This is a genomic window from Rossellomorea vietnamensis (assembly GCF_008180615.1).
GTDB classification, from domain to species: Bacteria; Bacillota; Bacilli; order Bacillales; family Bacillaceae_B; genus Rossellomorea; species Rossellomorea vietnamensis_D.
This window is the reverse complement of sequence record NZ_VTEH01000019.1, coordinates 1-11,570: the sequence shown is the minus strand read 5'-3', so window position 1 is coordinate 11,570 and position 11,570 is coordinate 1. Positions and strand designations below refer to the sequence as shown.

Sequence of the window (11,570 nt, the reverse complement as noted above, 5' to 3'; positions counted from 1 at the left end):
TCAAGAACGTTGAAAGGTAACTTTGTCGCACCTGTCGTGACAAACCTATTGTTTCTCCGGGTAATATTCTTATTCTCTTTTAAGCGGGTTATTTGGAATGGGAGTTCATAGAGGAATTTATCAAAAAGGTCCCTGGAGATTTCTCCAGGGACCTGCTTTATTAATGACTATTCAACAGTTACTGATTTCGCAAGGTTACGCGGCTTATCTACATCACAGTCACGGTGAAGCGCAGCGTAATAAGAAATCAATTGCAACGGTATTACAGAGATAAGAGGTGTTAATAATTCATTTACTTCCGGGATGACGAAGCGGTCGTCTTCCTCTTCAAGACCCTTCATGGAGATGATGCACGGGTTGGCGCCGCGGGCAGCTACTTCTTTCACGTTTCCGCGGATACCAAGGTTAACAGCTTCCTGCGTAGCAAGAGCGATAACTGGTGTTCCTTCTTCAATCAAGGCAATTGTTCCATGCTTCAACTCTCCGCCGGCAAAGCCTTCAGCTTGGATGTAAGAGATCTCTTTTAACTTAAGGGATCCTTCCAGGCCTACATAGTAATCAAGATGACGGCCGATGAAGAAAGCGTTGCGTGTCGTAGCCAGATAATCACGGGCAATGGCTTCGAATTCTTCTTTTTGTTCGCATAAAGCTTCCATTGCTGTTCCAACGATACCAAGTTCATGGATCAAATCAAAGTTTAATTTGATTCCGCGTGAATTAGCTGTTACATATGAAAGAATAGAAAGCACCGCAATCTGAGCTGTGTATGCTTTAGTCGATGCTACCGCAATTTCAGGACCTGCGTGAAGAAGCAATGTGTAATCCGCTTCACGGGAAAGCGTAGAACCAGGGACGTTTGTAATCGTCAGTGACTTGTGCCCAAGTTCTTTCGTTTGTACAAGGACCGCACGGCTGTCCGCTGTTTCACCGCTTTGAGAGATGAAGATGAATAATGGCTTCTCTGATAGAAGAGGCATATTATAGCTGAATTCGCTTGCTACATGAACTTCTACTGGAATCTTTGCCATATTCTCAATGAACTGCTTGCCGACCAAACCGGCATGATAGCTAGTTCCTGCCGCAATGATATAGATGCGGTCAGATTCATTCATTGCTGAAATGATTTCTTCATCAATCTCCAACTCTTGATTATCGTTACGGTAAGCGCTGATAATCTTACGCATAACTGCAGGCTGCTCATCGATCTCCTTCAGCATATAGTGAGGGTATGTGCCCTTCTCAATGTCACTCGCATCCAATTCAGCAGTATAAGGCTCACGTGAAACTTCTTCACCTTCAAGGTTCTGGATTGTTACTTTTTCTTTTGTAACAATAACTGTTTCCTTATCCATAAGCTCAACATACTGGTCTGTTACCTGAAGCATCGCCATCGCGTCACTCGCTACAACATTGAAATCTTCTCCAAGACCTACAAGCAATGGGCTTTTGTTCTTGGCAACGAAAATCGTCTCGTCATTTTGATTATCCAGAAGCGCAATTGCATAAGACCCTTTAAGAAGCTTAAGCGTCGTACGGAACGCCTCCTCAACACTTCTTCCTTCGTTAACCAGCTTTTCAATAAGCATAACGATGATTTCAGTGTCTGTATCACTTTTTAAAGTTACGTCTTGCAAGTATTCACGCTTTAGAGCTGAATAGTTCTCGATAACACCATTGTGAACGATAGTGAAGCGTTCTGTTGTACCTTGATGAGGGTGAGCATTCACTTTGCTTGGCGGACCATGAGTCGCCCAGCGTGTATGGCCGATCCCTGTGTTGGATAACACATTTTCATCTACATTATCTCGAAGGTCCGCAATGCGTCCCTTCTCCTTGAAGATATGGACGCCATCAGCATTTTTGACGGCAATTCCTGCTGAATCGTACCCGCGGTATTCAAGCTTTTCAAGTCCTTTTAGAAGTATTTCTTTTGCATCCTTATTTCCAATATATCCCACGATACCACACATAATTAAATTTCCTCCCTGGATGATAAGAGGGCAGGAAGCACGGGGGCCTCTTGCCCCCTTATCTCTGATTGTAATTGTTTTGCATTTCCTTTCTTTTGTCCACGGAGTTGCCTCGGTGATTTGAGAAAGAAATTGACGGCTCTGCTTTAAGCCGGGAGGCATCCGCCGAAAAATCGATGAACCTCCACCTCGTCAACTAAACCGCTTCGAACGCGGTTTAGTCCTGGCGCTTTTGAATCTTTATTAACCTCTATCCTCCTAAGCAGCATTGAATTATTCCTGATTCCTCTCGACGAGAGAACCAAAAACAGGATAATCATACAACACCCCGAATGAATCCGTCAATAAAAATTTTTCAGCCCATTTAGATCTGAAGACAAAATAAAACTTCCAGCACATGACCTCTAGGCCTCTCTCCTCATATCACGAGGAAGAACGTCCCATACAGCCTGGTGATAGTTAAAATACCTTCCTGCTTATGGTGCTTACTTAATTTTCCCGAAATACATTCAGTTAAACCAGATATTATTGTGAAAGGGGTATAGTTAAAAAATATGCATAAGAGGACACAAGGGTCCCTCTTATGCATGCACATTTTCAGCTTATTACTTTAATCCCATCTCTTGATCAACAATATCGACAATTTCATCGACATATTTCACGCACAGCTCTTCTGTAGGTGCCTCAGCCATTACCCGTACAAGAGGCTCGGTGCCGGAAGGACGCACAAGGATTCTTCCATTGCCGTTCATTTCCGCTTCAACCTTCTCAATCACTTCTTTGACCCTGGCATTATCTGTCACGTGATGCTTATCCGTCACTTTAACATTGACTAGTCTTTGCGGGAATTTCTTCATCTCACCTGCAAGTTCTGATAATGTTTTGCCGGTCAACTTCATGATATTGACTAACTGGATGCCTGTCAGCAGGCCGTCACCCGTTGTATTGTAATCCAGGAAGATGATATGGCCGGACTGCTCGCCGCCCAGGGAATAGTTATTCTTGCGCATTTCTTCTACTACATAACGGTCTCCTACAGCCGTTTGAAGGCTCTGAATATCGCTTGCTTCCATTCCTTTATGGAATCCAAGATTACTCATGACAGTTGAGACGACAGTGGACTGCTTCAAGCGCCCTTCTGATTTCAAATGCTTAGCGCAGATGAACATAATCTGGTCTCCGTCTACAATATCTCCATTTTCATCTATCGCAATCAAGCGGTCACCGTCACCGTCAAAAGCAAGGCCAATATCCGCTCCCTTTTCTTTTAACAGTTTTGCAAGTTCTTCAGGATGAGTCGATCCGACTCCATCATTGATATTCAAGCCATTTGGGGACGCTCCCATTGTAATAAGATCAGCATCAAGGTCTGCAAATAAATGAGGCGCCAATGAAGACGTCGCTCCATGAGCGCAGTCCAGAGCGATGGTAAGCCCCTCGAACTCCTCATCGACTGTTTGCTTCAAGTATTGCAGATACTTCTGTCCGCCTTCGAAATAATCGCTGACTTGTCCCAAATCAGCTCCGATTGGACGAGGAAGTGCATCCTCCTCCTGGTCAAGAAGGTCCTCGATTTCTTTTTCCTGATCATCGGTCAGTTTAAATCCATCAGATCCAAAGAATTTGATTCCGTTATCCCCCACAGGGTTATGGGAAGCAGAGATCATGACTCCGGCTTGAGCATCAAGAGCTTTCGTCAAATAGGCAACTCCAGGAGTTGATATGACGCCAAGACGCATCACTTCAGCTCCGATTGACAGCAGCCCGGCAACCAGTGCCCCTTCCAGCATATGGCCTGAAATTCTTGTATCACGGCCAATTAGAATCTTTGGTCTTTCAGCGTCTTTCGTCAACACATAACCGCCGAAACGCCCCAATCTAAAAGCCAACTCTGGAGTCAGCTCTGTATTAGCAATTCCTCTTACACCATCTGTCCCGAAATACTTTCCCATTGATATCGCTCCTTAGTGGGCTTAAAGATCCAGTGATAAATTAAGCCGGTATTTTCTCTTGTATTTGGATTGTAACTGTAGTGTTAGTCAATTCCCATTCGATGTCTTCCGGACCCTCAGCTGTCAATTCTATTTCATGATCGCCGGGGGCAAGTCCTGTTACATCTGCAAACAGCGAGAATGATTGAGAGTCCACGGTACCCAGCTGTTCCGGAAAACCTGAAACAGTTATATCCACTGCCCCTGATTCCGGATTCACAAACTCATACTCCAGGTCCTCGTCAGCACCTTCTAGCGTTATGGTATTCCCCATGACTGTTTTCTTTTCAACTTCTTTAATATCTATTGTCACTTCGACTTGTTCCGGCGTGGCTTTATTTACACCCTCCGGAAGTTCGAGCGGCACTTCAATTGTCGTATCTTTAGTAACTTCGCTTAAATCCAGTTCTGCCTGAAGCTCATTAATCGACCTGAGAAGAGCGTCCCTCCCAAATACCGTTACTTTCTTTGGGTTGACAGTGATGGACTCGAGTTCCAACCCATCAGGCAGGTCGCCTGTCTGGTTCACTGCTACCGTAACCTCTTTGCTTGGATTGATGACTTCAATCGTCACATCCACTGTTTCAGGTTCAATAGCCACATCCAGTTTATTATAGTCTCTGTCAAGTACCTGAACTCGTGCTTCCCTGGTAATAGAAGCGTCTATACCACTGTTCACATCCGGGGTGGCTACGACATAAGCAATTTGCTCAATGATATCCTTGGCTCCCGTAATTTCCACGTTCCGGGGCTCCACTGTCACACTCTCTGACTGATACCCTTCAGCCAGCAGGGCTTCATTGAATTCAGGATCTACGGAGAATTCTTCCGTCACCTTTTCCTGGATGGAAACATTTACAAAGGAAGGGTCAAGATTCACTTGCAGCTTGTCAGATATCCCTTCAATTTTCAGCTGTACTTGATGGTCGCCTATGCCTAAATCATTCAAATCTGCGTACACATGGAAGTCCCTTAAAGTCTTCGCAGAGGTAACCAGATTCTTCGGTCCATCCACTTCGATTGTAACGGTTTCAGGAACACCGCTTACAAATAAATTTTCACTGTCATAAAAAACTTCGACCGGCACGTTCTCAATCGTCTCTATTCCTTGCTGCGGATTGCTGCTTTCATTTCTCTGCACAGCCATCTCATCAAAATTGACGGAAACATAAAGGACAAAGGCCAATAGCAGTCCGACTATACGCATAAACCAGCGATTTTCGATGAATTTATCCATTGTCTCTCTTCCCCCTCCAGCTCCATTTTGTAGAGGATGCATTTGCTTTTTCACCTATCAGCTCATGCTCGAGGATCAACTTAAGATCATCCACTGAAATATTCCGTTTCAAGTCTCCATTCACCGTAACGGAAATACTGCCGGTTTCTTCTGAAACAACGATTGTAATACTGTCCGTCACTTCACTGATCCCTAAGGCAGCCCTGTGCCTTGTTCCCAGCTCCTTAGAGATGAATGGACTTTCGGATAACGGCAGATAACAGGCAGCCGCCGCAATCCTCCTCTTTTGCAGGATGACAGCACCATCATGAAGAGGCGTGTTTGGAATAAAGATATTAATCAGCAATTCTGAAGAAATCTTTGAATGAATCGGAATACCTGTTTCTATGTATTCACTCAGTCCCGTTTCCCTCTCTATTGAAAGAAGGGCGCCTATTCTCCTTTTCGCCATGTAACTAACGGCTTTGCCGATCGCTTCGATCATCTGGCCCTGCTCTTCTTCCTCTTGATTTCCGCTTCTGGAGAACAGTCTTCCTCTTCCAAGCTGTTCAAGCGCTCTACGCAGCTCCGGCTGGAAGATGATGATAATGGCCAAAATCCCCCAGTCAATTGCCTGGTCAACCAAGGATCTTAAAGTATCCAGTCCCAGCAGGCCGCTGAGACCCCTTACGATAATAATGACGAAAATCCCCTTTAACAGCTGGACAGCTTTCGTTCCTTTAATAAGCATTATTAATTTGTAAATAACAAACCATACCAGAAGTATGTCGACTATATCTGAAGCATAGTCCAGTACGGAATAATTTGAGTAAACATCAAAAAACGGCATATAGTATCCTCCAATAGAAGTGATCTAAAGGGATAGCCGTGAAAATGGCTATGTAGTTAGTAACTTTATTATTATATCACAAAGAGCCTTGACAAAGAATAATAAGGATAAATGGAAATATATATAAACTGATTTGCGATTCACTGTAGGCAGCGGCATCTTCAGCCTTTCATTCTTTAACCGCAGACTGAGTAAGTACTGCTAAGCATGTAAATCTTGAAAAAAATATCCCTTTAAAAAAAGACTGTTCCAGCATGGGTGCCGGAACAAATTCTTTTACTTCTTATATACCCTCAGGCTGGTCTTCAAACCAGTCTAATGTTTCATTGAAACCCTTTTTTATCTGATACCATAACCACTCAAAAGCCGCATCGATTTCTTTGATTTCCCCAGTTACATCTCCAGCCGATGCCATGTACTGATTGCCATTGATGATCGTTACATCACCATTGACCTTCCCTTCAACTTTGACATCGCCGTTCTTCACTGTGATATTCCCATCAATCACTTTGCCTTCAGGGACGATCACTGTATGATCTTGGACTATTAGATCCGGCTGCTTCGTAAAGGAAAATTCTTCGCTTTCATTCCAGGAGGAAAACAGGCTGCCAATCATCAGTACGAAAAAGAGGGAAGCTGCTGTCATAAGAGGATGATGTCTCAGCCACCTCTGAACTCCAACCTTTTTCTTCTCCCGAGGCAGGTTCGCCATCACCTTGCTTGTAAAATCAGCAGGCGCCTGTATATGTGATGTGCTCTGCACTAATGCTATTGATTTTTTCATCTCATGGAAAAACTGCTGACATTCTTCACACCTTTGAAGATGTTCTTTTAGTCTGTTCTCATGGTCTTGTGAAATTTCTTCATCTAAATAATCATGAATATATTCTTCATATTCTGCTGAACAACAAGTTTTCAAAGGCTTCACACCCTTCCTACATGTTTCTTAATTGTTTTCTGAGAGCTTCGCGCCCTCTATGTATTCTGGTTTTCACCGTCCCTAAAGGAAGATCCAGAATTTCACTAATTTCCTGGAGAGACAATTCTTCAATATACTTCAGGACAATCACCGACCTGTATTTATCCGGAAGCTTGAGAATCTGTCGCTGGATTTCTGCCTGAAGTTCCATCTCTTCCACTTCTTCTTCCGGCAGCTGTCCTTCTGCGGCTACTTGAGAATACATTGTAAGGCCTTCTGTCCCAGTTACTTCTGCATCGAGATAATAATCCGGTTTCTTTTTCCTGATTCTGTCGATGCACAGATTTGTGGCAATCCGGTACAGCCAAGTGGAGAACTTGCGCTTCTGGTTGAAGGTGTGGATATTCACATAAGCCCTGATAAAAGCCTCTTGTGATATATCTTCAGCTTCGTGCCGATTGCCCAGCATACGGAAACAAATTTGGAACACTTTATCTTTATAAAGTTCTATTACCTCTGCAAATGCATCCTGGTCCCCTTTGAGCACTTGCTTTATTCTTTTATTGACTAGCGCATCCATTTTATACCTCCGCTCTATGCGGCTATACATATATACGAACGTATAGCAAAAAGGTTTCAATTTTTTTCATCTACTATATCCTAACAAAAAATAACAAAGAAATGTTTACTTTTTTTGCTATATGGGTATAAAAGAATTAAACAATGTCGGAAACGAGGTAATTAGTGTGGGGAGAGCTGAATTACTGAAACAAATAGAAGAGCACCGGAGCAGAATGGTAGAATTGGCACTGCAATCATCCTTTGCAAATGAAAAAGTCGTTGAAATCAGTTCAAAGCTTGATCGCCTGCTCAATACCTTCCATCAAAAAACTGAAGAATTATAAAAGCAGCTTCCTAAAAAGGGAGCTGCTTTGTTTATTAGATAAGAAAGTAACTTATAGAGTGAAAATTAAGAGGCGTTTCTGAATTTAGCTCCAGCGCCCGAGGGTCCGTACCCACTGGAACGGACTTAGCCCCTCGGGATCAAATAACCCCCGTAGAATAAAAGGAAAGACCGGCTTTTTCTACGGGGAACATTTGCCTGCCGGGTCTAAACGGGGCGCTTGCGCTTTATATACCTTAAAGTAATTTTTCTCCGAAAAGAGAGCCCATCAAAGCAACAGCCACAGATGCCGTCCTGTTTTTGTCATCCAGAATCGGGTTGACTTCCACAAACTCTGCTGACGTTACCAGGTTTGATTCCGCAAGCATTTCCATTGCTAAATGACTTTCCCGGTAGCTGATCCCGCCCATAACTGGAGTTCCGACACCAGGAGCATCGCTTGGATCCAGACCATCAAGATCAAGTGATAAATGAACTCCATCCGTTTTATCCTTCAAGTAGTTGATGGCTTCTTCCATTACCTTCGTCATACCCATACGGTCTACCTCATGCATAGTAAATACCTTGATACCGCGTTCTTTGATTAATTCCCTCTCTCCCTCATCGAGTGAGCGGGCTCCGATGATTACGATATTCTCTGGTTTCACCTTAGGTGTGTATCCCCCGATACCCGTCAGGCTTTCATCCCCGATACCCAAACTTACAGCAAGCGGCATACCATGGATGTTGCCAGAAGGTGATGTATCGCTTGTATTCAAATCTCCATGAGCGTCATACCAAATGACACCCAGGTTCTCGTAATGCTTGGAAACACCAGCAAGCGTTCCAATCGCAATACTATGGTCTCCGCCAAAAACCAGCGGGAAATCTTTATTCTCAATCACCTTATCTACACTATCAGCCAGCTTTTGATTTCCTTCTGCAACCGCTGTCAAGTTTCTCAGATTTGAATCAGAAGTATGTACCCTTTCCGGCTGTGCAATTTCAATATTCCCCAAGTCATTTATCGTATGGCCAAGTCTCTCTAATCTCTCTGCCACACCCGCATAACGGATAGCACTTGGCCCCATATCTACTCCACGGCGCATCTGCCCTAAATCCATAGGAACGCCAATGATCGATATATTCTTCTTCATATACTAGTTCCTCCTCAACCTGTTCTATACCCATTGTAACGAACAACCCCAACATGACTCAACCGGACAACATAGTGTATATATATACAAAAGCGGAAGCGGCCGTTCAGGGACGTACGGATTTGAGCGCTGCCGTATTGAGATAAAGGAAACACAACGAATGAAGTGAGTTGATGTTGACTTATCGCAGAGGAGGCAGTGACAAATCCGCTAGTCCCTGGCCGCTGGAGCTGGACGGAACAAAAGCTGAAGCGGCCGTTCAGGGACGTACGGATTTTAGGGCCCCTGCATGAGATAAAGGAATCACGAAGAGCGGAGCGATTCGATGATGACTTATCGCAAGGAGGGGACTGGCATTTTGCTAGCCTCTAGGCCCTGGAGCTGGACGAAACAAAAGCGGAAGCGGCCGTTCAGGGACGTACGGATTTTAGGGCCCCCGCATGAGATAAAGGAATCACGAAGAGCGGAGCGATTCGATGATGATTTATCGCAAGGAGGGGACTGGCATTTTGCTAGCCTCTAGGCCCTGGAGCTGGACGAAACAAAAGCGGAAGCGGCCGTTCAGGGACGTACGGATTTTAGGGCCCCCGCATGAGATAAAGGAATCACGAAGAGCGGAGCGATTCGATGATGATTTATAGCAAGGAAGGGGACCGAAATCCGCTAGTCCCTGGCCGCTGGAGCTGGACGAAACAAAAGCGGAAGCGGCCGCTTAGGGACGTACGGATTTGAGCGCTGCCGTATTGAGATAAAGGAAACACAACGAACGAAGTGAGTTGATGTTGACTTATCGCAGAGGAGGCAGTGACAAATCCGCTAGTCCCTGGCCGCTGGAGCTGGACGAGACAAAAGCGGAAGGGCCTGCTCAGAGGCGTACAAAATGACCAGGCCCCCCATGAGATAAAGGAATCACGAAGAGCGGAGCGATTCGATGATGACTTATCGCAAGGAGGGGGATTGAATTTGGAAAGACACCTCAAGGGTTAAATAGGGGCTGTGGTGGCACTCGTAGCCATTTTAGCAGTCAACACAAAAGCAAGAAGATTTCATGTGTCACTCGAGAGCCTATTCCCAGGCGAACATAGGAGCTGAACGAATTAATAGTAAAAACAGCCGTTTAGGGAGACGGTTTGATCCAACTGCCGGCATATTCAAATAGAGGAACCACGATGAACACAAGTGACTGGATATTCGCTTTTTCAGATCTAGGGGGATTAGATTCTCTTATTGACAATCCTTCTTCTTGTATCTCTCAAACTGAGGACACAAAAAAAGCTTCTAGAAATAAATCTAGAAGCTTTTTTCAAGAATGAGCCATGAAGGATTCGAACCTTCGACCCTCTGATTAAAAGTCAGATGCTCTACCAACTGAGCTAATGGCTCTAAATGGCTGGGCTAGCTGGATTCGAACCAACGCATGTCGCAGTCAAAGTGCGATGCCTTACCGCTTGGCTATAGCCCAATAACAGCAAAATAAAAAGACATTAGTTAACATGTCCGTTTTTCACTTTATGTATTCAATAAATCCAAAAATGGTGGAGGGGGGCAGATTCGAACTGCCGAACCCGAAGGAGCGGATTTACAGTCCGCCGCGTTTAGCCACTTCGCTACCCCTCCAAATAAGATGGTGCCGGCAAGAGGACTTGAACCCCCAACCTACTGATTACAAGTCAGTTGCTCTACCAGTTGAGCTACACCGGCAAGTGTTTTAGTTTGAAAAAGTGATTTTATTAGGTTATAAAAGTCCTATTGATTGTTCACTTTGTGAAAATATCATGGTGGAGGATGACGGGATCGAACCGCCGACCCTCTGCTTGTAAGGCAGATGCTCTCCCAGCTGAGCTAATCCTCCAATATAATGGTGACCCATACGGGATTCGAACCCGTGTTACCGCCGTGAAAGGGCGGTGTCTTAACCGCTTGACCAATGGGCCGTTCTTATAAACTAGTAAGCTTCCAACCGGATTCGAACCGGTGACCTCTTCCTTACCATGGAAGTGCTCTACCTGCTGAGCTATGGAAGCAAATGGCTCCGCAGGCAGGACTCGAACCTGCGACCGATCGGTTAACAGCCGATAGCTCTACCACTGAGCTACTGCGGAACGATAAGCCTGGCGACGTCCTACTCTCGCAGGGGGAGATCCCCCAACTACCATCGGCGCTGAAGAGCTTAACTTCCGTGTTCGGCATGGGAACGGGTGTGACCTCTTCGCCTTAATCACCAGACATATGTATTTGCTTTTCTTGAAAGGACAAATTTTATTATAACAACTTTCTTTAGAAAATCAAGCGTTATTTTTAATTTGTTCTCTCAAAACTAGATAAAGTATTAGAAGAAAGAAGAAAGCATTCCGAGTTTCGCTGTTATTCGTGGTTAAGTCCTCGATCGATTAGTATCTGTCAGCTGCACGTGTCGCCACGCTTCCACCTCAGACCTATCTACCTGATCATCTTTCAGGGATCTTACTCACATAAAGTGATGGGAAATCTCATCTCGAGGGGGGCTTCATGCTTAGATGCTTTCAGCACTTATCCCTTCCGCACATAGCTACCCAGCGATGCCTTTGGCAAGACAACTGGTACA

The 11,570-nt window shown here is 44.7% G+C and carries 9 protein-coding genes, 8 tRNA genes and 2 rRNA genes; 2 read left to right on the top strand and 17 right to left on the bottom strand.

What is annotated here, in order from left to right; genetic code table 11:
* Positions 1-167 precede the first annotated feature (167 nt).
* The 6 genes from glmS to sigW form a co-directional block, all read right to left on the bottom strand.
* Positions 168-1,970, bottom strand: a complete 1,803-nt coding sequence (glmS, locus tag FZC79_RS18990; protein ID WP_148948318.1) for a glutamine--fructose-6-phosphate transaminase (isomerizing) — start codon at positions 1,968-1,970, stop codon at positions 168-170.
* A gap of 605 nt (positions 1,971-2,575) precedes the next feature.
* Positions 2,576-3,922: a phosphoglucosamine mutase gene (gene glmM / locus FZC79_RS18985; protein ID WP_148948317.1), complete on the bottom strand. Its 1,347-nt coding sequence runs from the start codon at positions 3,920-3,922 to the stop codon at positions 2,576-2,578.
* A gap of 40 nt (positions 3,923-3,962) precedes the next feature.
* Entirely contained in the window at positions 3,963-5,198 is a 1,236-nt protein-coding gene (locus tag FZC79_RS18980; RefSeq protein WP_187442888.1) for a CdaR family protein, read from the bottom strand.
* Positions 5,191-6,027 (bottom strand): diadenylate cyclase CdaA, encoded by an 837-nt coding sequence (gene cdaA, locus FZC79_RS18975; protein WP_148948315.1) that lies wholly within the window; start codon positions 6,025-6,027, stop codon positions 5,191-5,193. The genes FZC79_RS18980 and cdaA overlap by 8 nt, the downstream gene beginning before the upstream one ends.
* Positions 6,028-6,310: 283 nt before the next feature.
* A complete protein-coding gene (locus FZC79_RS18970) occupies positions 6,311-6,955 on the bottom strand; it encodes an anti-sigma factor family protein (protein WP_148948314.1) in 645 nt (214 codons plus the stop codon).
* A gap of 7 nt (positions 6,956-6,962) precedes the next feature.
* A complete protein-coding gene (gene sigW / locus FZC79_RS18965) occupies positions 6,963-7,526 on the bottom strand; it encodes an RNA polymerase sigma factor SigW (protein WP_113926574.1) in 564 nt (187 codons plus the stop codon).
* Positions 7,527-7,692: 166 nt separating this feature from the next.
* Here sigW and FZC79_RS18960 point away from each other — a divergent pair, with 166 nt between their 5' ends.
* The gene (locus tag FZC79_RS18960; RefSeq protein ID WP_148941427.1) at positions 7,693-7,851 is read left to right on the top strand and encodes an aspartyl-phosphate phosphatase Spo0E family protein; all 159 of its coding nucleotides are present in this window, start codon (positions 7,693-7,695) and stop codon (positions 7,849-7,851) included.
* A 235-nt stretch (positions 7,852-8,086) separates the two neighbouring features.
* On the opposite strand, the gene rocF is transcribed toward FZC79_RS18960, so the two are convergent.
* The gene (gene rocF / locus FZC79_RS18955) at positions 8,087-8,986 is read right to left on the bottom strand and encodes an arginase (protein ID WP_148948313.1); all 900 of its coding nucleotides are present in this window, start codon (positions 8,984-8,986) and stop codon (positions 8,087-8,089) included.
* A 198-nt stretch (positions 8,987-9,184) separates the two neighbouring features.
* On the opposite strand from rocF, the gene FZC79_RS23365 reads away from it, so the two are divergent.
* A complete protein-coding gene (locus FZC79_RS23365) occupies positions 9,185-9,358 on the top strand; it encodes a hypothetical protein (RefSeq protein ID WP_187442887.1) in 174 nt (57 codons plus the stop codon).
* Positions 9,359-10,296: 938 nt separating this feature from the next.
* On the opposite strand, the gene FZC79_RS18950 is transcribed toward FZC79_RS23365, so the two are convergent.
* The 10 genes from FZC79_RS18950 to FZC79_RS18905 form a co-directional block, all read right to left on the bottom strand.
* Positions 10,297-10,369, bottom strand: a tRNA-Lys gene (locus tag FZC79_RS18950).
* 4 nt (positions 10,370-10,373) lie between these two features.
* Positions 10,374-10,448: transfer RNA gene (locus tag FZC79_RS18945), tRNA-Gln, on the bottom strand.
* Between the two features lie 71 nt (positions 10,449-10,519).
* Positions 10,520-10,603 (bottom strand) — tRNA-Tyr (locus tag FZC79_RS18940).
* An 8-nt stretch (positions 10,604-10,611) separates the two neighbouring features.
* Positions 10,612-10,687, bottom strand: a tRNA-Thr gene (locus FZC79_RS18935).
* Positions 10,688-10,762: 75 nt separating this feature from the next.
* A tRNA-Val gene (locus FZC79_RS18930) sits at positions 10,763-10,838 on the bottom strand.
* A 7-nt stretch (positions 10,839-10,845) separates the two neighbouring features.
* Positions 10,846-10,920 (bottom strand) — tRNA-Glu (locus tag FZC79_RS18925).
* Positions 10,921-10,937: 17 nt separating this feature from the next.
* Positions 10,938-11,010: transfer RNA gene (locus FZC79_RS18920), tRNA-Thr, on the bottom strand.
* A 3-nt stretch (positions 11,011-11,013) separates the two neighbouring features.
* Positions 11,014-11,088 (bottom strand) — tRNA-Asn (locus FZC79_RS18915).
* Positions 11,089-11,095: 7 nt separating this feature from the next.
* Positions 11,096-11,212, bottom strand: a 5S ribosomal RNA gene (rrf, locus tag FZC79_RS18910).
* Between the two features lie 144 nt (positions 11,213-11,356).
* Positions 11,357-11,570, bottom strand: a 23S ribosomal RNA gene (locus tag FZC79_RS18905); the annotation flags it as partial.